This window comes from Stenotrophomonas sp. Sm10 (genome assembly GCF_030985515.1).
Lineage (GTDB): Bacteria > Pseudomonadota > Gammaproteobacteria > Xanthomonadales > Xanthomonadaceae > Stenotrophomonas > Stenotrophomonas hibiscicola.
This window is the reverse complement of the sequence record NZ_JAPTFO010000071.1, coordinates 1-20011: the sequence shown is the minus strand read 5'-3', so window position 1 is coordinate 20011 and position 20011 is coordinate 1. Positions and strand designations below refer to the sequence as shown.

Sequence of the window (20011 nt, the reverse complement as noted above, 5' to 3'; positions counted from 1 at the left end):
GGCCGGCATCACCGGGAACAGAGGGGTTGCCGGCCAGCGGCCGGCACTACCGATCGACGGCCAGCCAGGCCTGCACCGTGGCCGCGTCGAACGGCCAGTCCAGCTCGCGGTCATCGCGCTCGTCGCGGAGCACCGGCACCCGCGAGCCGTAGCGCGATTCCAGCGCCGGCTGGTCATCCAGGAACACCGATTCGAACTCCGGCGCCCGCGCCTTGGCCAGTTCGGCCAGGGCCATGTCGCACAGGTGGCAATCGTCACGCTGGAACAGAGTCAACACCGGTTTTGCTCCCTCTGCCGAAATGCTGCGCCGCAGCCATGGAAGTGCGGCGTGAGCCGCTAGAATAGCGGTCTCTTCCGGTACCCGCAGTACGGCATCCATGGCTGTCAGCACGTTCGACGTTTTCAAGATCGGCATTGGCCCGAGTTCCTCGCACACCGTCGGGCCGATGAAGGCCGCCGAGCGATTCATCCATCGCTGGCTGCTCGATCCGGGCCGCCTGCCCGAGGTCGCGCGCATCCGCGCCGATGTCTATGGCTCGCTGGCGCTGACCGGCCGCGGCCACGGCACCGACAAGGCGATCCTGCTCGGCCTGGAAGGCCAGCGCCCGAACCTGATCGACCCGGACATCATTCCGGCTACGCTCGAGCGCATCCGCAGCAGCAAGCGCATCCAGCTGATGGGCCAGCACGAGATCGCTTTCGACGAGAAGCGCGACCTGGGCATGAACAAGCGCCAGAAGCTGCCGTACCACACCAACGGCATGCGCTTCACCGCCTACAACGCCGAGGACGAAGTAATCGCTACCCGCGATTACTACTCCGTCGGCGGCGGCTTCGTGGTCAACCAGGACGACGCGGCCGACGACCGGATCGTGCCCGATGAGACCCCGTTGCCCTACCCGTTCAAGAGCGGCGACGAGCTGCTGGCGCAGACCGCACGCAGCGGCCTGAGCATTGCCCAGCTGATGTTCGAGAACGAGAAGTGCTGGCGCAGCGAAGACGAGATTCGTGCCCAGCTGCGCGAGATCTGGAGCGCAATGCAGTCTTGCGTGGCGCGCGGTATCCGCGAGGAAGGCGTGCTGCCGGGTGGCCTGAAGGTGGGCCGTCGTGCGCCGGCGCTGTACCGCGAGCTGTCGTCGAAGCCGGAAGCGGCAATGCGCGACCCGCTGACCACGCTGGACTGGGTCAATCTGTACGCACTGGCGGTGAACGAAGAAAATGCCGCCGGTGGCCGTGTGGTAACCGCGCCGACCAACGGTGCCGCCGGCGTGCTGCCGGCGGTGCTGCATTACTTCGACCGTTTCTGCCCCGGCGCCAATGAGCAGCGCGTATTCGACTTCCTGCTGACCTCGGCAGCGATCGGCATCCTGTACAAGGAAAACGCCTCGATCTCGGGCGCCGAAGTGGGTTGCCAGGGCGAAGTGGGCGTGGCCTGCTCGATGGCCGCCGGTGGCCTGGTCGCGGCACTGGGTGGCAATCCCAGCCAGATCGAGAATGCCGCGGAAATCGGCATGGAGCACAACCTCGGCCTGACCTGCGACCCGATTGGCGGCCTGGTGCAGATCCCCTGCATCGAACGCAACGCGATGGGTGCGGTGAAGGCGATCAATGCCTCGCGCATGGCGATGCGCGGCGACGGCAAGCACAAGGTGTCGCTGGACAAGGTGATCAAGACCATGCGCGATACCGGCCGCGACATGCAGGACAAGTACAAGGAAACCAGCCGCGGTGGCCTGGCGGTGAACGTCATCGAGTGTTGAGGTCGACCGGGCCCGGCGCGCAGGCGCCGGGCCGCAGGTAGAGCCGACTGTCAGTCGACTATCGCGCGCAGCGCGGGATGTTCGCGGTCTGATCGAAGAGCAGTCGACTGACAGTCGACTCTACCCCGTTGTCCCTGGCCGGTCGGACGACACCATCACTGCGTTGCGGTTAGGCTCGGGGCTCCCCTGCCCAGGACTGCCCCATGCGCGTGATCGCTACCGCCCTGCTTGCCTGCCTTCCGCTGTCCGCCCTCGCCGCGCCCAGCTATGGGCCGCGCCTGGAGGGCTTCGACTACGGCTATCCAGTGAAGACCTTCGCGCTGGAATCGCAGCGGCAGCCGCTGGAGATGGCCTACCTGGACATCGCGCCGAAGAAGGCGCCCATCGGCGTGGTGGTGCTGCTGCATGGCAAGAATTTCTGCGCGGCCACCTGGAAGGAATCGATCAAGCCCCTGGTTGCCGCCGGCTACCGGGTGATCGCCCCGGACCAAGTGGGTTTCTGCAAATCCAGCAAGCCCGAGCGCTACCAGTACAGCTTCGCGCAGCTGGCCGCCAACACCCATGCGTTGCTGCAGCAACTGCAGCTGGGTGATGTGCCGGTGCACCTGGTCGGTCATTCGATGGGTGGCATGCTGGCAGTGCGCTACGCGCAGATGTTCCCACAGGACCTGCGCAGCCTGGCACTGGTCAACCCGATCGGGCTGGAGGACTGGAAGGCGCTGGGCGTGCCGTGGCGCAGCGTGGACGCGTGGTACGCCGGCGAAATGAACATCAGCTATGACAGCATCCGCCGCTACCAGCTGGACGTGTACTACGACGGCAAATGGAAGCCGGCCTACGAGCCGTGGGCGCGGATGCAGTCAGGCATGTATGAAGGGCCGGGCAAGCAGGCCGTTGCATGGAGCCAGGCCCTGGCCTCGGACATGGTGTTCAACCAGCCGGTGGTGTACGAGCTGAAGAACCTGCAGGTACCCACCACGTTGTTCATCGGCCAGAAGGACCGTACCGCGATCGGCCGTGACCTGGCGCCGCCGACGGTGAAGGCGACGCTGGGCAACTATCCGGCACTCGGCAGAGCGGCAGCCGCGGCGATTCCGGGCGCGACGCTGATCGAGTTCGCCGAACTGGGCCATTCGCCACAGGTGCAGGACCCGAAGCAGTTCAACAGCGCGCTGTTGAAGGCGTTGAAGTCGCGCTGACCGGCAAGCGTGCCCCTGTAGAGCCGAGCCCACGCTCGGCTCATGCGGCAAGATGGGGATTCTGCCAGGAGCAGCGGGGCGTGGGCTCGGCTACAGGAGCGGTGCGATCAGCCGACGATCCGCAACACATCATCCAGCAGCGCGGCCGCAGTCACTTCCGCACCCGCGCCCGGCCCCTGGATCAACAGCGGCTGCAGGCGATAGCGATCACTATGGATGGCGACGCGGTTGTCGGTGCCCGCGCCCTGCGCCAAGGGATGGTCGGCCGGAAGCTCACGCAGGCCCACCTGTGCACCCTCGGCATCAACGCGGCCAACGAAACGCAGCACACGACCATTGTCGCGCGCCTGCTGCCAGCGCGCCTGCAACGGCGCATCCAGCTGATCGAGCGCCGCCACCGCATCCTCCAGCGGCAGCGCTGCCAGCGCTTCAGGCACCAGTGAATCCACCTCTACCTGCGACGCATCCAGCGCCAGCCCGCTGCTGCGGGCCAGGATCAGCAGCTTGCGCCGCACGTCCTCGCCGGACAGGTCAAGTCGCGGATCCGGCTCGGTGTAGCCGGCCGCCAGCGCCTCGCGCACCGCCGCCGAGAACGGCGACTTGCCGTCATAGCGATGGAACAGCCACGCCAGCGAACCGGACAGCACGCCCTCGATGGCATGGATGTGATCACCACCGGCCAGCAGCGCACGCAGGCTGCTCAACAGCGGCAGGCCGGCGCCGACGGTAGCGCTGTCGCCGTAGCGCGCACCCGTGTCTGCGCAACGCTCGGCAATGGCCTGCGCGCGTGCCAGCTGCGCACCACGCCCCAGCTTGTTGGCGGTGACCACGTGCACGCCGCGCGCCAGCCACTGTACGTGGCGCGCGGCTACGTCTTCGCTGGCGGTGGCGTCGACCACCACGTCGCCACGCTCCAGTCCTTCGGCACTCGCCCACGGTGGCGAACTCTGGCCATCGCGCGGTGCACGCCGTGCCAGTTCCAGCGGCACCGCCAGGTCACGATCGATCTCCAACGCAGTGCGTGAATTGGCCAGCCACTGCACGCTGGGCAGTTCCAGCCCACGTGCCTGCAACGCCTGGTAGCGCTGTACGAAGGCCGAGCCGACCGTGCCGGTGCCAAGCAGCGCCAGTCGTCCCACGCCCAGAGCAGGAATCTCTGCGGCGAGCGCGCTCATGCATCCACCGCCTGTTTGCGGCGCGCAGCCGCATCAATCACCGCTTCGGCACGCTGCAGAGCGGCGCCGAGATCGGCCAACAGGTCACGCTCGGCCTCGATGCCGACCGACAGGCGCAGCAGGCCTTCGCTGATGCCGGCAGCGGCTCGCGCTTCGGCGCTCATCGCGGCGTGGGTCATGGTGGCCGGATGCGCGATCAGGCTTTCGACGCCGCCCAGTGATTCGGCCAGCGTGAAACAGCGCAGGCCATCGACGAATGCACGCACTGCGGCATGCGGATCGTCGCCTTCGCAGTCGGCCAGTTCGAACGAGAGCATCGCACCGAAACCACTCTGCTGGCGCGTGGCGATGCTGTGGCCTGGGTGATCGGCCAGCCCCGGGTAATAGACGCGGCCGACCGCCGGATGCTGGTCCAGCAGGGCAACGATCGACGCGGTGTTTTCCTGGTGCACGCGCAGGCGCGCATCCAGCGTGCGCAGGCCGCGCAGGGTCAGGAAGGCATCGAACGGTGAACCCGTCAGGCCCAGCGCGTTGCCCCACCACACCAGCTGCTCGTGCAGTGCCGGATCACGCGCGACCACTGCCCCGCCCACCACATCGCTGTGGCCGTTGATGTACTTCGTGGTGGAGTGCAGCACCAGGTCCGCACCGAACGACAGCGGTTGCTGCAGCGCTGGCGACAGGAACGTGTTGTCGACCACCACGAGTGCGCCGGCCTTGTGCGCGGCATCGATGACGAAGCGCAGGTCGGTGATGCGCAGCAGCGGGTTGGACGGCGTTTCGACCAGCACCAGCTTCGGCTGGGTGGCCAACGCCTGCGCCAGTGCACGCGGATCGGTCAGGTCGGCGGTGACCAGTTCAAAGTGGCCCTTCCTGGCCAGCGCATTGAACAGGCGCCAGCTGCCGCCGTACGCATCGTGCGGCACCACCAGGGTATCGCCCGGCTGCAGCAGTGCGTTCAGCACCAGGTTGATCGCGCCCATGCCGGTCGCCGTGATGACGCCACCGGCGCCGCCCTCCAGTTCCGCCAGCGCCTCGCCCAACAGGTCGCGGGTCGGGTTGCCACTGCGCGTGTAGTCGTACTGGCGCTTGTTGCCGAAACCTTCAAAGCTGAAGTTCGACGACAGCACGATCGGCGGCGTGACCGCGCCATGCGCAGTGTCCCGATCGATGCCGGCACGGACAGCGGCAGTGGTGCGGCTACAGGACGGCTCGTTGGCGTGCAGGCTCATGCGGACTCTCCAGAAGTACGGAAGGCGGTGGCGAGGATCGCGTCAATGCGATCGGTTTCTTTGAGGAAGGCGTCGTGGCCATAGGGCGAGCGCAGAACGCGCAGGCTGCCGCGCGGGCCCAGCCCTTCGACCAGGCCGACCAGGTCGGCCAGCGGCACCAGGCGGTCGCCCTCCACGGCCACCACCACGGTCGGCGGCAGGATCGCGGCCGGGTCGACGCGGTGCAGATCGATCGATTCGGACAGGCGCAGGTAAGCGGTCACCGGCGTGCGCGCGACGTACTGCGCGCCGGCCGCGTCGAGATAGTCTTCGGCAGCCACGCGCACGCGGCCATTGATCACTTCCGGTGCGGCATCGAAGCGCTCGCCGAATTCTTCCGGGGTACGGTAGCTGAGCATGGCAAACTGCCGCGCCAGGGCCAGGCCGTGGTCTTCGCCGCACTGCAGCTGGCCCAGCGCGACCGCGCGACGCTGCAATGCGCGCCAGGCGGCGGCATAAGGGTGCGGACGATGCGCACCGCTGGCCAGCACCAACTGGCGCACGCGGGCACGATGCCGGATCGCGAACTGCTGGCCGACCAGCGCGCCATACGAATAGCCGACGAAGGCTTTGAGCGCGCGAATGCCGAGATGATCCAGCACCAGCGCCAATGCGTCGGCCTGATCGGCGGTATCGATCGGCACGTCCAGCGCACCGTCGGCACCGACGAAATCGACGGCCAGCACGCGCAGCAGCTGCGGATCCAGCGCGCGCCCGCTGCCGACCAGGCCTTCGGCCCAGCCCTTCTCGCTGAACTGTGCATTGGACGCCACGTGGCAATGGGCGGAAATGCCACCGGCCAGTACCACCACCGGCGCATTGGCCGGGCCGACCCATTCATAGCGCAGGCGCACCGGACTGGGACCTGCGTGACGCATCGACAGCACTGCGGCGAACTCGCCGCGCTCGGCATGCACGCGGTCTGCGACCGGCACGCTGACGGGGACAAAGGGTTCGGGGCGAATGGCGGTGCTGGCGGCGAAGCTCATGGCGGGATCCGGTTGGGGAATCGGCCATCGAGCCTTCGCGGGGCCCGCGTTCGAGATGCACGTGCGGTGCATGGTTCGAACCATCTTTCGGTGGACGCCACGGTCCCCGCAGGATTTGGCACCTACGCAGACGCTTGCGCGCCTGCGGGCTGCCCCGGCTTCAAAGGGCCTGTCCCTCTGCCGGTCTCGATGGTGGAGTCACGATGCCAGCCCTTTCCGGCACTGTCAATCCCTTCATGCGGATAAAGCGATAGATATTTCCAGGGTCACTCTGCGAGGGCCGTCCCGGTCGCCCCGTTCAGGATCGGGTACAGTCCCGGCGGTCCTCTCGCTGGAAACCCCGATGCCGCGCCTGCCCCTGTCCTGCCTGCTGTTGCCTCTGCTGGCGAGCGCGACCGTACACGCCGGCGACTGGCGCCAGGGCTGGGGACTGGCTCCCCCTTCCGCCCGTGCCACCCGCGCAGGCAGTGCCGAGGGCGCCGCCCCCATGGCCCAGTTGCGCCTGCAGCCGGTCGGTACGCAATGGCAGGCGCGGATCGACAACGGGCTGGCAGGGCCGCTGCAGATCCAGCTGCGCGCCGCCCCCGGACACCCGGTCGAAGGCCTCCCGGTCGAGTCGCTGATCCAGGGCGACAGCAGCCTGGTGGTCGGCCACCTGCCCGCCCCGATCGATGGCCGCATGCTGGATCTGCGACTGCAGTCGGTGCCGGGCAACCCGGCCGCACAGGCCGAAGATGTCGCCTATCGCCTGCCGTTCGATGCGGCCCGCCTGCGTGTGGACCAAGCGCCGCAGGGGCGATTCAGCCATGACGACGAGGAGAACCGCGACGCGGTCGACTTCGCACTGCCGGAGGGCACCCTGGTGCTGGCCGCGCGCGAGGGCACGGTGATGCAGATCCAGGATGGCTTCCGTGGCAATGGCCAGGACCGCGTGCGCGATGGTGCCCGTGCCAATTTCATCCGCGTGCTGCACAGCGACGGCAGCATGGCCCTGTACGGCCACCTCCAGGACGGCGGCATGCGCGTGCGCCGCGGCCAGGCGGTGGGAGCCGGGCAACCGATCGGCCTGTCCGGCAACAGCGGCTACAGCACTGCGCCGCACCTGCACTTCGTGGTGCAGGTCAACCGCGGCATGGGCCTGCGCTCGGTGCCGGTGCGCATCTTCGCCGGGCAGGGACAGCTGCAGTTCGCCCGCCAGGGCGAAGCAGACGGCGGTACCGGGCGCTGACCGGCCCCGGCCGGTATAATCGGGCGCTTATCTCTTTGAATAGCGCCCCGGGCGGGCGCCACTGCCATGTCCGAAGTCGCCAACGAAGCGTCGCGTCGCCGCACCTTCGCCATCATTTCCCACCCTGACGCCGGCAAGACCACGCTGACCGAAAAGCTGCTGCTGTTCGGAGGCGCGATCCAGATGGCCGGTTCGGTCAAGGGCCGCAAGGCCGCCCGCCACGCCACCTCCGACTGGATGGCACTGGAAAAGGAGCGCGGCATCTCGGTCACCTCCTCGGTGATGCAGTTCCCGTACGAAGGCAAGATCGTCAACCTGCTCGACACCCCCGGCCACGCCGACTTCGGCGAGGACACCTACCGCGTGCTGACTGCGGTGGACTCGGCGCTGATGGTGATCGACGTGGCCAAGGGCGTGGAAGAGCGCACCATCAAGCTGATGGAAGTCTGCCGACTGCGCGACACCCCGATCATGACCTTCATCAACAAGCTCGACCGCGAGGGCAAGGACCCGATCGAGCTGCTGGATGAAGTGGAAACCGTGCTGGGCATCCAGTGCGCCCCGGTCACCTGGCCCATCGGCATGGGCCAGCGCCTGAAGGGCGTGGTGCACCTGCTGACCGGCGAAGTGCACCTGTATGAGCCGGGCCGCAACTTCACCCGCCAGGATTCCACCATCTTCCCGTCCATCGATGCCCCCGGCCTGGCCGAGAAGATCGGTGCACAGATGCTGGCCGACCTGCGCGACGAGCTGGAACTGGTGCAGGGCGCCAGCCACCCGTTCGACCTGGACGCCTACCGCGCCGGCAAGCAGACCCCGGTGTTCTTCGGCTCGGGCGTGAACAACTTCGGCGTGCAGCCACTGCTGGACTTCTTCGTCGAGCACGCGCCATCGCCGCAGGCGCGCTCCACCACCGGCCGCCAGATCGCACCGGAAGAGAACAAGCTGACCGGCTTTGTGTTCAAGATCCAGGCCAACATGGACCCGCAGCACCGTGACCGCGTGGCCTTCATGCGGGTCTGCTCGGGCCGTTTCAGCGCCGGCATGAAGACCTTCCACGTGCGCACCGGCAAGGAAATGAAGCTGGCCAACGCGTTGACCTTCATGGCCAGCGATCGCGAGATCGCGGCCGAGGCGTGGCCGGGCGATGTGATCGGCATCCACAACCACGGCACCATCTCCATCGGCGATACCTTCACCGAAGGCGAAGCGGTCACCTTCACCGGCATTCCCAACTTCGCCCCGGAACTGTTCCGTCGCGCACGCCTGCGCGATCCGCTCAAGCTCAAGCAGCTGCAGAAGGGCCTGGCCCAGCTGTCCGAGGAAGGCGCAACCCAGTTCTTCCGCCCCCTCACCAGCAACGACCTGATCCTGGGTGCGGTGGGTGTGCTGCAGTTCGACGTGGCCGCCTACCGCCTGAAGGACGAGTACGGCGTGGAAGCCACCTTCGAGCCGGTCAGTGTGACCACCGCGCGCTGGGTCCACTGCAGCAACGAGAAGAAGCTGGAAGAATTCCGCGAGAAGAACGCGCTGAACCTGGCCCTGGATGCGGCCGGGCACCTGGTCTACCTGGCGCCGACCCGGGTCAACCTGCAGCTGGCGCAGGAACGCTCGCCGGACGTGCGCTTCTCGGCCACCCGCGAAGCGGCGCATACCGTTTCGGTGGGCTGATGCCACGGAGGCGGATCCGCGCCTGGTAGATCCACGCCATGCGTGGATAGGCGCGGATTCATCCCCCATACGGTGACGGGCGTGCACATGGCGGCCATCGCGGCGATGATAGGGGGACGCGGGTCCCCCTCCCCGCGAACAACGCCCATGCCCATGTCCACGACGTCCATTGCTTCGATCCGTGAAGAAGTCGCCAGCGCCCTGACCCATGGCCTGGGCGCGGTATTCGCCCTGGCCGCCAGTGCGGTGTTGATCACCCTGGCTGCGATCTACGGCGACGGCTGGCAGCTGGCCAGCGCGATCGTATTCGGTATCGCGCTGCTGCTTCTGTACACCGCCTCCACCCTGTATCACGCCATCCAGCATCCGGTCGCCAAGGGCCGGCTGAAGGTGTTCGACCACTGCGCGATCTACGTGCTGATCGCGGGCACCTATACCCCGTTCACCCTGATCGGCCTGCGCGGTCCGTGGGGCTGGGGCCTGTTCACTGCGATCTGGGCGCTGGCGCTGGCGGGTGTGGTGTTCAAGCTGTTCTACACCGGCCGCTTCAAGGTGCTCTCCACGGTGATCTACATCGCCATGGGCTGGCTGGTGATCGTGGCGATCAAGCCGATGTGGGCCTCGATCGACGGTGGCACCCTCGCCTGGCTGTTTGCCGGCGGCCTGTCGTACACGCTGGGCACCTATTTCTACCACCGTGAATCGATCCCGTACTCGCATGCGATCTGGCACCTGTTCGTGATCGGCGGCAGTGTCTGCCACTTTGTCGCGGTCACCATGCAGGTGTTGTAAACGACCGCTCGAACGCAGCGCGTGCACGCCATGCACATGGACGCTTCGCGCCCTGTCCACGAAGAGGGGGCAACCATGGCAGCGTGAATGCTGCCGCCTCCCCTGCTGCAAAGCGCACGCACCGCTGGCGCCTCCGCCGTCCCGGCCCACGTGGCCGGCGCTGGCTGACGATCCTGGTCTTCATGCTGGCGGCAATACTGGTGCTGTTCGCGTTGTGGGACTGGAACTGGTTCAAGGGGCCCTTGGAGCGTGCGGTGCAGGCACGCACCGGCCGCGCACTGCACATCGGGAACCTGGATGTCGACCTCGGCCGCACCAGCACGATCCGCGCCGATGCGATCACCTTCGCCAATGCCAGCTGGGCAAAACAGCCCGCCATGGCCACGGCGGACCGCGTCGAGATCGATGTGCGGGTGTGGCCCCTGCTGCGCGGCAGCGTGCAGCTGCCCGAAGTACGCCTGACCCGGCCGGATGTGCTGCTGGAAACCGCACCGCGCAAGGGAGACCCGGGCAACTGGGATTTCCTCGGCGGCAGCACCGGCGGGGCAAGCCCCCAACTCAAGCGGCTGCGCATCGACGACGGTCGCCTGCAGTTCCTCGACACGCTGGGCCGCACCGACATCCTCGTGGACGTGCGCAGCGGCCAACCGAAGCAGGCCGACACTGCGCCACCGCTGCTGGTGCAGGGTAAAGGCCGCTGGCAGGGCAATCCGTTCACGCTGCGCGGCGGCACTGAATCCCCCCTGGAACTGACCGACAGCGACCACCCGTTCCGCATCCATCTCGATGGCCGGGCCGGCGCCACTCACGCAGTCGCCAGTGGCACGCTGACCAACCCCTTCCAGCTGCGCGTGTTCGACCTGCAGTTCGCGCTCAGCGGCCAGGACCTGGCCGATCTCTACCCTCTGCTCGGCATCGCCATCCCGCCCTCACCGCCCTATGCGTTGAACGGACGCCTCAAACGCGACCACGACGTCTGGCGTTACGACAGCTTCACTGGCAAGGTCGGCGACAGCGACCTGGGAGGCAACCTGCAGTTCGAGGTGGGACGCGATCGTCCACGGCTGACCGCCACGCTGCAATCCAGGCGCCTGGACTTTGATGACCTTGCCGGCTTCGTCGGCGCCCCGCCAAAAACCGGCGGCGGCGAAACGGCCAACGCAGAGCAGAAGGCCGAGGCCGCACGGATTGCCGCCCGTGCACGGGTGCTGCCCGACACGCCCTACAACCTGGGCAAGCTGCGCGCCATGGATGCCGACGTGCGCTGGAAGGCCCACCGCATCAACGCCCCTTCGTTGCCGCTGGACGACATGGATGCGCACCTGTTGCTGGATGACGGCGTGCTGCGGTTGGACCCGCTGAACTTCGGCGTCGCCGGCGGCGACATCCGCAGCACGATCCGCATGGACGCGCGTCGTCCGCAGATCAGCACCGCGCTGAAGGCCAGCGTGCGCGGCGTGCAGCTGGGCCAGTTGTTCCCTGACGCCAAGCTGGCTGAACAGGCCAAGGGTGGCATCGGCGGCGAGGTGGACCTGAGCGGCCACGGCAACTCGGTCGCCGCAATGCTCGGCAGCAGCAGTGGCAAGGTCGGCCTGGCGATGGGCCGCGGCCATGTCGGCAACCTGGTAATGGAACTGGCGGGGCTGGACATCACCGAATCGCTGAAATTCCTGGTGACCGGCGACAAGCAGATCCCCCTGCGCTGCGCCTTCGCCGACTTCGGCGTGCGCGACGGCCTGATGACCAGCCAGGCGATGGCGGTGGACACCACCGACACGATCCTCATCGGCGAAGGCACGGTGAGCCTGCGCGACGAGACCCTGGACCTGCTGCTGAAGCCACGCCCGAAGGACAGGAGCATTCTGGTACTGCGTTCTCCGCTGCACATCAGTGGCACCTTCAAGGACCCGTCATTCCGGCCCGACTTCAAGGCGTTGGGTATTCGTGGCGCCGTGGCCCTGGCGCTGGGCAGCATCGCGCCGCCGGCGGCGTTGCTGGCGACGATCGAACTGGGGCCGGGGAAGGATGCCGACTGCGGCGGGCAGTATGCGAAGTAGGTTTACAGCGTTGTTCGCGGCGCCTGCATTGATCGCGGCTTGAGGGGGACGGGTGACGCAGGCAGGACACGCCGCAAGTACGTCCCTGTAGGCTCGATGGCGCCATCCATGGCGCCAACGGTCCTGCCTGCGTCACCCGTCCCCCTCCCGACAGTTTCCTGCGCGCGCGGAACGAGAGCGGAAATTCAAAGTCAAAAGAAAAAAGCAAAGTCAAAAGCTGTTGCCAACCAAGGTTGGCACCTACAAAAGGCGAGGCACCGCGCATGTACGCACCGCGCTCGCAGAAATGTGTCCAGAGGCGGAGGGCATGGGCGTGCAGGACCGTTGGCGCCATGGATGGCGCCATCGAGCCCCCATGGATGGGTTCACGGCGTGTCCTGCACGCCCATGCCCTCCGCCTCCCCGCAGGACAGGAAGGCGCTGCTCTCAGCTCTGGCTCTGGCTTCAAAAAGCGGGCCTGCGGCCCGCCAGCGACACCCTCACCCGGCGACGATGTACTGCTGCAGCTGGTCCAGCTCGCGCCGCTGCGCATCGATCACCGACTTCACCAGGTCGCCGATCGAGATCACCCCCAGCACCTGCGCGCTTTCCACCACCGGCAGGTGGCGGATGCGGTAGTCGGTCACCAGCTGCAGGCAATGCTCCACCTGCTCGCCCGGCGAGACCGTCACCACCTGTGCGGTCATGATCTCGGCCACCGCCGTATCTCGTGAGGAACGATCACGCAGCACGATCTTGCGCGCGTAATCGCGCTCGGAAAGAATGCCGACCAGCCGCGGCCCCTCCATCACCAGCACCGCACCAATACCCTTTTCCGCCATCAGCCGGATCGCATCGATCACCGCCGCCTCCGGCGCGACCGCATGCACTTCAGGAGACTTGCCGTCCAACAGTTGCCGTACCGTGGTCATCTGCCTGCCCTCCAAGGGTGGGTTGCAGGGCAGAGTCTGCCACGGCGGATGCTAGCCACGTGTCAACCAGGTACAACGGCCGCTGCTTTGACTCTTCGTACAGCCGCCCCAGGTACTCACCGATCAGGCCCAGCGCGATCAGCTGCACCCCGCCCAGGAAAAGGATCACCGCCATCATCGTCGGCCAGCCCGCCACCCGGTCGCCATACAGCGCCGCCTTGATGATCACCCACACACCGAATACGAAGGCCACCGCCGCCGTTACCAGCCCCAGGTAGGTCGCCACCCGCAACGGCACGGTGGAGAAGCCGGTAATGCCCTCCAGCGCGAAGTTCCACAGCCGCCACAGGCTGAACTTGCTGGTGCCGGCCACGCGCGCATGGCGGTGATAGGGGACCGCGATCCGCTTGAAACCCACCCAACTGAAGAGCCCCTTCATGAAGCGGTGGCGCTCACGCATCTCGCGCAGCGCGCTCAGCGCACGCGGCGACAGCAGGCGGAAATCACCGGTATCGGCCGGGATCGGCGTGCGTGACAGACGACCGATCACCCGGTAGAACATCGCCGCCGTGGCGCGCTTGATCCAGGCCTCGCCGTCGCGGGCCATGCGCGTGCCATACACGTTGTCATGGCCCTCACGCCAGCGCGCGACGAACTGCGGCACCAGTTCCGGCGGATCCTGGCCGTCGGCGTCGAGGATCATCGCCGCGCCTTCGCGCACCAGGTCCAGCCCGGCGGTCAGCGCCGCTTCCTTGCCGAAATTGCGCGACAGCTTCAGTGCGGAAACCCGTGCATCGGACTGGGCCAGGCGGGCGATCACCTCCCACGTGCCGTCATGGCTGCCGTCGTCCACGTACAGGATGTGGCCGTCGATGTCGGGCAGCGCGTCGAGCACCGCGCACAACCGCGGATGCAGCAACGGCAATGCCAGGGCCTCGTTGTAGGCGGCGATGACGAAAGTAAGCCGTTCGCGGGTCATGCCCGGATTGTACGTTGCCGCCGCCCGCAGATCAGGCAGCGCGCGCTCACTCTTCCGAAAGGTACGCGGCCCCACCCAGCTGCCGTGCCTGGCGCTGGATCCAGGCCGCACGCCGCTGCACGTACGGCCCTGGCTTTGCCGCGTTGTAGCGCCGCGGCGCCGGCAACACCGCCGCCAGCCGCGCGCTCTCGGCCGGGCTCAACCGCGCCGCATCCTTGCCCCAGAATGTCTGTGCCGCTGCCTGCGCTCCGTACACGCCATCACCGAACTCGGCGATGTTGGCGTACATCTCCAGGATGCGCTCCTTTGGCCACAGCGCTTCGATCAGCACGGTGTACCAGACCTCCAGCCCCTTGCGGATCCAGCTGCGGCCCTGCCAGAGGAACAGGTTCTTGGCCACCTGCTGGCTGATCGTGCTGGCGCCACGCAGTCGCCCGCCCTTGGCATTGTGGTCGCGGGCCTTCTCGATGGCCTGCAGGTCGAAGCCATTGTGGACGGGGAAGCGCTGGTCTTCGGCCGCCACCAGCGAGATCGGCAGGCTCGGCGCCATCTGGTCCAGGTCGCGCCACTGGTAATGCAGGCGATAGGACCAATCGGCCTCGCCCAGCGCCTCGCCATAGCGCCACAGCATGACCGTGGATACCGGCGGGTCGATGAACCGCAGCACCAGCACCTGCAGGCAGCTGAAGGCCGCCAGCAACACCGGCAGCCACAGCAGCCGTTTCCAGCGCCAGCGCCTGCGGCGCGGGAGGTCCGCGGCCGCCTCCACCTTGTGCTGCTCTCCCCCTGCCCCCATTACTGGTGCATCCTTCTTCTATCTGGTTGTCGGCGCATTATCCGGCAACCGCCCCCGTTTACGCGCGATGTGAGCCGATGACCGCCAACCCCGATTCCCTGATCCGCTTCCTGCTGCCCGACGCTGGCGTCCGTGGCGTCCACGTGCGCCTGCAGGCCACCTGGCAGGAAATCCTGTCCCACGCCGCGTACCCGGACACCGCTGCCGAACTGCTCGGCGAGGCCTGTGTTGCCTCGGCGCTGTTCACTGGCCATACCAAGATCGATGGGCGCCTGTCGATCCAGCTGCGTAGCAGCACCGCCCTGCGCACCCTGTTCGCCGAATGCACCGCCGCCGGTACCCTGCGCGGCATCGCCCAGCTCAGCGAGGGGGCCGATGCGCCGCGCGACCTGTCCAGCCTGGGTGATGACGCCCTTCTCGCGATCACCATCGAAAACCCGGGCCTGGACCCGCGCGAGCCGCAGCGCTACCAGAGCCTGGTCGCACTGACCGCACCGGAGCTGGACGAGGCCTTCGAGGACTACTTCCGCCAGTCCGAGCAGCTGCCGACGCGCCTGCTGCTGGCCGCCGACCGCAATGGCGCCGCCGGCCTGCTGCTGCAGAAGCTGCCAGGCGATGAGGGTGACGAGGACGGCTGGGCGCGTGCCAGCGCCCTGTTCGAGACCCTGGGCAAGGCCGAACTGCTGGCCACCCCGGCCGAGCAGCTGCTGCACCGCCTGTTCCACGAGGAGAAGCCGGAACTGATGGGCGACAAGCCGCTGTCCTTCGCCTGCTCCTGTTCCCGCGAGCGGGTCGCATCGATGCTGCAGTCGCTGGGCGAGGACGAGGCACGTGCCGCGGCCGCGGACACCGGCGCCGTCGAGGTCCGTTGCGAATTCTGCGGGCGGGAGTATCACTTTCCTTTGACGGAGTTCGGCATACTGTTCCACGGTGCCGAGGGGACTGTACCGGCGCCCGAACGGCTTCAGTGAACAGCTTGTCTTGCATCTGGGGGGATCAAGGCTTGTTAAGAATTCATAAACACCCTACGATCAAGTTCCCGTCTCTACGGGAACTTCCGTTGTCCGTCCTTGTCTGAACTGGTCCGATGCGTACCTTCCTGCGTCTACCGCTGGCCCTGCTGATCGCCCTTGGCGCGATCACGGGCGCGCACGCGCAGAGCAAGGACACCCGGACCGTGCTGCCGGTATGGAACAAGGGCAGCGGCAAGGTCGAGGCATTGCTGTACCTGGAGCCCACCGGTGAACAGGCTGCCGGCGCCCGCTGGCACTTCGGCCGCAACTCGCTGGATGCGGCCTTCGGCCTGTCGTCCGGCGATTCGCTGGGCCTGCTCTGCAACAGCAGCAGCGGGACCAGCATGAGCGGCCTGGCCAGTCACTGCATGCTGGCCAGCCTGGGTGACGATGACGACCTCAACAGCCGCCGCTTCACCGGGACTGCCGCGCTGAACCGCGGCAGCGGCCGCCTCGGCATCACCGCGGGCGCGGGCCGTGAAACCCTGCCGGCGTGGCTGTCCGGCCCGAACAAGACACCCTCGCTGCGCGCCGAGCAGAACGATCTGACCGTGTTCGCGCAGAAGAACATCGGTCGCGAGGGTTTTGTCTCGATTGCCGGTACCTACGCCAAGGCGCGGCTGGTACCGTTGGCCGACGCAGCGCCGTCCATCGCCGACCGCTGGGACAGCAAAAGCCTGAGCATTGGCGCCGGGTACGGCAATTTCACCGGCAGCATCATCGGCCGCGTGATCGACGTGCCGGGCAAGCCTGGCAAGTGGGAAGGCCTGGGCATCGGCCTGACCTGGCGCACCCCGTGGTCCGGCCAGCTGACCGTTGGCGCCGAGAACGTGATCAGCCGGGGCAAGAATCCGTTCTCCCCGCGCAATGAAAGCAATGACGACGGCACCGTGCCGTACGTGCGTTACGAACAGGATCTCTGACCCGGCCCACGTGGGTCTTCACTGCAATGACTTCTTCCGGGCGCCGAAAGGCGCCCGTTGCATGTGCGCGCTCGTGATACACGCAGCGCGCTTTTCGGCGTACTGGATACCGCGCAACGCATGCCGACACACTGTGATACACATCAACGAGAACTTTTTTCGTCACTTTGCGCTAACAAACGAGACATCGTCAGCGCACGTGCACTTCAACCCTTTGATTTCCAGTGTGAAATTTCATTTTTACCAAAATCACAGGATTGATTAACGCAGCTTTAATTCTTGGCCAACGCCCGCTACTATCGGTTCAGCCCTCGCGATTTGGGAGCGCTTTTCGCTCCCCCGCCGGGCATTAACCCAGCCAAGATTTCTTGGAGAGAGAGAGCCAATGAATTTCCAGTCCAACAAGCTGCGCGACGCCGTTCTGGTCGCGCTCGTTGCCGGTGTGGCGTCCACAGCCACCGCCCAGGCTCAGGAAGCGACCAACCTTGACCGCATCTCGGTCACCGGTTCGCGCATCAAGAGCACCGACATCGAAACCTCGCAGCCGGTCCTGAGCCTGACCCGCGCCGACATCGAAAAGCAGGGCGTGACCTCGGTCGCCGACATCCTGCAGCGCGTCGCCGCCAACGGCGCCGCGCTGAACCGTACGTTCAACAACGGCGGTGATGGCTCGGCCGGCATCAGCCTGCGTAACCTCGGTTCCGAGCGCACCCTGGTATTGGTCAACGGCCGTCGCTGGACCACCGGCCTGGATGGCAGCGTCGACCTGAACACCATCCCGACCGCGATGATCGAGCGCATCGACGTCCTCAAGGACGGCGCATCGACCATCTATGGTTCGGACGCCATCGCCGGCGTGGTGAACATCATCACCAAGCAGAACTTCGACGGCGCGGAAGCGAACTTCTACAAGGGACAGTACAGCCAGGGCGACGGCGAACGCGAAGCCGCCGATTTCACCATCGGTACCACCACCGATCGCGCGTCACTCGTGCTGGGTGCGTCCTACGTGAATGAAAAGGAAGTGATGGCTGGTGATCGCAAGATCTCCGCCGGTGGTCCGCCGTTCTTTGGCGGCCAGAGCAGCACCGGCCTGCCGGGCTCGTACATCCGCAATGACCAGCGCTACGTCATCATCAATGGTGTTGAGACCCCCTTCAACGCCAATGTCCACGGCTACAACACTTCTCCGGACAACTACCTGCTGACCCCCAACGAGCGCACCTCGCTGTTCGCGGTCGGTTCGTACAACGTTACCGACAACATCACCTTCCGCACCGAGGCGATGTACAACGAGCGCAAGTCCGAGCAGCTGTTGGCGGCCATGCCCGTGACTGGCCAGCGCCTGAGCGCATCGAGCATCTACAACCCCTACGGTGTGGATCTGACCAGCGTGTCGCGTCGTTTCAATGAAACCGGCGGCCGCTCGTTCAATCAGAACGTCAAGAACTGGCACTTCTACGGCGGCTTCGAAGGCTTCTTCGAGATCGCTGACAGGAACTTCGACTGGGATGTCGGCTACCGTTACGACAAGACCGACCAGAACGACCTGACCTATGGTCTGTTCAACCGCCAGCGCCTGGCGGAAGCCTACGGTCCGTCAGCGATCCGCGACGGTCAGCCGGTCTGCCTGACCTCTGCCGGTGCGGTCATCACCGGCTGCGTACCGATCAACCCGCTTGGCGGCCTGGGTTCCATCTCGCAGGCTGCGCTGGACTACGCTTCGTTCACGGCGCATGACTCTGCCAGCCTGGTGTCCAAGAGCTATTACGCCAACATCTCCGGTGAAATCGTGCAGCTCCCGGCGGGTGCGCTTGGCTTTGCAGCCGGTTATGAGGGTCGTAAGGAAAGCGGCCAGTTCGATCCAGATGCCTTCATCGCTGCAGGCCTCAGCACCGGCAACGGTGCAGCTCCCACCAAGGGCGCTTACGACCTGGACGAGTTCTTCCTGGAACTCTCGATTCCTGTGCTGGCCGATCTGCCGGGCGCCAAGCTGCTCGACCTCAGTGTCGCCTCGCGTTTCTCTGACTACAGCAACTTCGGCAACACCACCAACAACAAGTTCGGTTTCCGCTGGAAGCCGATCGACGACCTGATGGTCCGCGGCAACTACTCCGAAGGCTTCCGCGCTCCGAGCATCAACAATCTGTATCGCGGCAACACCGATTCGTTCGAAACCTACGCCGATCCCTGCTCCGCATCCAGCGGTCGTCGCACTGGTGCGGTTGCCGCCCAATGCGCCGCCGAAGGCGTCCCGGCGAACTTCCAGCAGCCCGGTGCCGGCAGCGGTGCGAACAAGCAGACGCCGGAAGCATTCACCTGGAAGTCGAATCCGGATCTGAAGCCGGAAACCTCGACCAGCAAGACGCTGGGCCTGGTGTGGAGCCCGAGCTTCGTGCAGGGCCTGAACGTGACCCTGGACTGGTGGCAGATCAAGATCGAGGACGCCATCACCCGCCCGGCCATCCAGGACATCATGGATCGCTGCTACGGTGGTTCCCCGCAGGAACAGGCAGCCTACTGTGGCCTGATCACCCGTGATCCGAACTACGGCACTGCCACCCAGCGCTACACCATCACAAACGTCGACATGCCGCTGCAGAACCTGTCGTCGTACAAGGTGGAAGGCTGGGATCTGGGCATCCTGTACAAGCTGCCGGAAACCTCGATCGGTCAGTTCACCATCAGCCTGGACGGCACCTACCTGTCCAAGTGGGATACGAAGTCGACCGAAGATGCACCGCTGGATGGCCGCGCCGGCCGTTACCTCGACCAGGATCCGTACTGGCGTATCCGCTCCAACCTGTACGTCGACTGGTCGTACGGCGATTTCGGCGTCAACTACGGCTTGCGCTACAAGTCGGGCATGACCGAAGACTGCCCGTTCGATCCGGTGGGTGACGCCGACCTGGTGGGCTACTGCTCCGATGGCCAGAACGGCAAGAACCACATGGGCGCGACCACCTACCACGACATCCAGTTCCGTTACAACACGCCGTGGAAGGGCACCATCATGGTCGGCCTGAACAACGTGTGGGACAAGGATCCGCCGGTCTCGTACTCGACCTCGTACAACATGTTCGACCCGCAGTACGACCTGCCGGGCCGCTACATGTACATGCAGTACAAGCAGAAGTTCTGATCGATCCACTGATCGGCTGATGCAGCAACGGCCCCGCAAGGGGCCGTTGTTTTTTGTGCATTCCAGGCTGCGGCAGCACCCAACGAAAAAGGCCGCGGCAATTGC

16 protein-coding genes and 1 riboswitch are annotated in these 20011 nt (G+C 66.2%); of the genes, 9 read left to right on the top strand and 7 right to left on the bottom strand.

What is annotated here, in order from left to right; translation table 11 throughout:
* Positions 1 to 46 precede the first annotated feature (46 nt).
* Positions 47 to 277 (bottom strand): glutaredoxin family protein, encoded by a 231-nt coding sequence (locus O0J15_RS16745; RefSeq protein WP_026347031.1) that lies wholly within the window; start codon positions 275 to 277, stop codon positions 47 to 49.
* Positions 278 to 377: 100 nt separating this feature from the next.
* Here O0J15_RS16745 and O0J15_RS16740 point away from each other — a divergent pair, with 100 nt between their 5' ends.
* Entirely contained in the window at positions 378 to 1760 is a 1383-nt protein-coding gene (locus O0J15_RS16740; RefSeq protein ID WP_021202030.1) for an L-serine ammonia-lyase, read from the top strand.
* A 203-nt stretch (positions 1761 to 1963) separates the two neighbouring features.
* A complete protein-coding gene (locus tag O0J15_RS16735; protein ID WP_308305987.1) occupies positions 1964 to 2959 on the top strand; it encodes an alpha/beta hydrolase in 996 nt (331 codons plus the stop codon).
* Between the two features lie 107 nt (positions 2960 to 3066).
* On the opposite strand, the gene O0J15_RS16730 is transcribed toward O0J15_RS16735, so the two are convergent.
* The 3 genes from O0J15_RS16730 to O0J15_RS16720 are packed head-to-tail and all read right to left on the bottom strand — an operon-like array spanning position 3067 to position 6394.
* Positions 3067 to 4134, bottom strand: a complete 1068-nt coding sequence (locus O0J15_RS16730; protein ID WP_019660063.1) for a homoserine dehydrogenase — start codon at positions 4132 to 4134, stop codon at positions 3067 to 3069.
* Entirely contained in the window at positions 4131 to 5366 is a 1236-nt protein-coding gene (locus O0J15_RS16725; RefSeq protein ID WP_111098789.1) for an O-succinylhomoserine (thiol)-lyase, read from the bottom strand. The genes O0J15_RS16730 and O0J15_RS16725 overlap by 4 nt, the downstream gene beginning before the upstream one ends.
* Entirely contained in the window at positions 5363 to 6394 is a 1032-nt protein-coding gene (locus O0J15_RS16720; RefSeq protein ID WP_308305986.1) for a homoserine O-succinyltransferase, read from the bottom strand. The genes O0J15_RS16725 and O0J15_RS16720 overlap by 4 nt, the downstream gene beginning before the upstream one ends.
* A 77-nt stretch (positions 6395 to 6471) precedes the next feature.
* Positions 6472 to 6590, bottom strand: a riboswitch (SAM riboswitch).
* A 147-nt stretch (positions 6591 to 6737) separates the two neighbouring features.
* Between O0J15_RS16720 and O0J15_RS16715 the strand changes: the two genes are divergently transcribed.
* From O0J15_RS16715 to O0J15_RS16700, 4 genes are all read left to right on the top strand, one after another.
* Positions 6738 to 7622, top strand: a complete 885-nt coding sequence (locus tag O0J15_RS16715; RefSeq protein ID WP_308305985.1) for a M23 family metallopeptidase — start codon at positions 6738 to 6740, stop codon at positions 7620 to 7622.
* A gap of 66 nt (positions 7623 to 7688) precedes the next feature.
* Positions 7689 to 9293 (top strand): peptide chain release factor 3, encoded by a 1605-nt coding sequence (locus tag O0J15_RS16710; RefSeq protein ID WP_019660067.1) that lies wholly within the window; start codon positions 7689 to 7691, stop codon positions 9291 to 9293.
* A 153-nt stretch (positions 9294 to 9446) separates the two neighbouring features.
* Positions 9447 to 10085: a hemolysin III family protein gene (locus O0J15_RS16705; protein WP_021202025.1), complete on the top strand. Its 639-nt coding sequence runs from the start codon at positions 9447 to 9449 to the stop codon at positions 10083 to 10085.
* 83 nt (positions 10086 to 10168) lie between these two features.
* Positions 10169 to 12142, top strand: coding sequence for an AsmA family protein (locus tag O0J15_RS16700; RefSeq protein ID WP_308305984.1), 1974 nt, complete (start codon positions 10169 to 10171; stop codon positions 12140 to 12142).
* Positions 12143 to 12621: 479 nt separating this feature from the next.
* On the opposite strand, the gene O0J15_RS16695 is transcribed toward O0J15_RS16700, so the two are convergent.
* The 3 genes from O0J15_RS16695 to mtgA are packed head-to-tail and all read right to left on the bottom strand — an operon-like array spanning position 12622 to position 14828.
* A complete protein-coding gene (locus O0J15_RS16695; protein WP_308305983.1) occupies positions 12622 to 13053 on the bottom strand; it encodes a CBS domain-containing protein in 432 nt (143 codons plus the stop codon).
* The gene (locus tag O0J15_RS16690; protein WP_308305982.1) at positions 13013 to 14032 is read right to left on the bottom strand and encodes a glycosyltransferase family 2 protein; all 1020 of its coding nucleotides are present in this window, start codon (positions 14030 to 14032) and stop codon (positions 13013 to 13015) included. The genes O0J15_RS16695 and O0J15_RS16690 overlap by 41 nt, the downstream gene beginning before the upstream one ends.
* A gap of 46 nt (positions 14033 to 14078) precedes the next feature.
* Positions 14079 to 14828, bottom strand: coding sequence for a monofunctional biosynthetic peptidoglycan transglycosylase (gene mtgA / locus O0J15_RS16685; protein WP_164145437.1), 750 nt, complete (start codon positions 14826 to 14828; stop codon positions 14079 to 14081).
* A gap of 77 nt (positions 14829 to 14905) precedes the next feature.
* On the opposite strand from mtgA, the gene O0J15_RS16680 reads away from it, so the two are divergent.
* The 3 genes from O0J15_RS16680 (at position 14906) to O0J15_RS16670 (ending at position 19906) form a co-directional block, all read left to right on the top strand.
* A complete protein-coding gene (locus tag O0J15_RS16680; protein WP_021204702.1) occupies positions 14906 to 15799 on the top strand; it encodes an Hsp33 family molecular chaperone HslO in 894 nt (297 codons plus the stop codon).
* A 116-nt stretch (positions 15800 to 15915) separates the two neighbouring features.
* Positions 15916 to 16764, top strand: a complete 849-nt coding sequence (locus tag O0J15_RS16675) for a hypothetical protein (protein ID WP_134732305.1) — start codon at positions 15916 to 15918, stop codon at positions 16762 to 16764.
* A gap of 385 nt (positions 16765 to 17149) precedes the next feature.
* On the top strand, positions 17150 to 19906 hold the full coding sequence (locus tag O0J15_RS16670) for a TonB-dependent receptor (RefSeq protein WP_021204704.1): 2757 nt from the start codon (positions 17150 to 17152) through the stop codon (positions 19904 to 19906).
* Positions 19907 to 20011 lie beyond the last annotated feature (105 nt).

Coding starts and splice junctions, on each gene's coding strand:
- O0J15_RS16670 (WP_021204704.1), top strand. CDS start 17,150: ATGAATTTCCAGTCCAACAAGCTGCGCGACGCCGTTCTGGTCGCGCTC.
- O0J15_RS16675 (WP_134732305.1), top strand. CDS start 15,916: ATGCGTACCTTCCTGCGTCTACCGCTGGCCCTGCTGATCGCCCTTGGC.
- O0J15_RS16705 (WP_021202025.1), top strand. CDS start 9,447: ATGTCCACGACGTCCATTGCTTCGATCCGTGAAGAAGTCGCCAGCGCC.
- O0J15_RS16735 (WP_308305987.1), top strand. CDS start 1,964: ATGCGCGTGATCGCTACCGCCCTGCTTGCCTGCCTTCCGCTGTCCGCC.
- O0J15_RS16740 (WP_021202030.1), top strand. CDS start 378: ATGGCTGTCAGCACGTTCGACGTTTTCAAGATCGGCATTGGCCCGAGT.
- O0J15_RS16715 (WP_308305985.1), top strand. CDS start 6,738: ATGCCGCGCCTGCCCCTGTCCTGCCTGCTGTTGCCTCTGCTGGCGAGC.
- O0J15_RS16730 (WP_019660063.1), bottom strand. CDS start 4,134: ATGAGCGCGCTCGCCGCAGAGATTCCTGCTCTGGGCGTGGGACGACTG.
- mtgA (WP_164145437.1), bottom strand. CDS start 14,828: ATGGGGGCAGGGGGAGAGCAGCACAAGGTGGAGGCGGCCGCGGACCTC.
- O0J15_RS16690 (WP_308305982.1), bottom strand. CDS start 14,032: ATGACCCGCGAACGGCTTACTTTCGTCATCGCCGCCTACAACGAGGCC.
- O0J15_RS16725 (WP_111098789.1), bottom strand. CDS start 5,366: ATGAGCCTGCACGCCAACGAGCCGTCCTGTAGCCGCACCACTGCCGCT.
- O0J15_RS16695 (WP_308305983.1), bottom strand. CDS start 13,053: ATGACCACGGTACGGCAACTGTTGGACGGCAAGTCTCCTGAAGTGCAT.
- O0J15_RS16710 (WP_019660067.1), top strand. CDS start 7,689: ATGTCCGAAGTCGCCAACGAAGCGTCGCGTCGCCGCACCTTCGCCATC.
- O0J15_RS16680 (WP_021204702.1), top strand. CDS start 14,906: ATGACCGCCAACCCCGATTCCCTGATCCGCTTCCTGCTGCCCGACGCT.
- O0J15_RS16720 (WP_308305986.1), bottom strand. CDS start 6,394: ATGAGCTTCGCCGCCAGCACCGCCATTCGCCCCGAACCCTTTGTCCCC.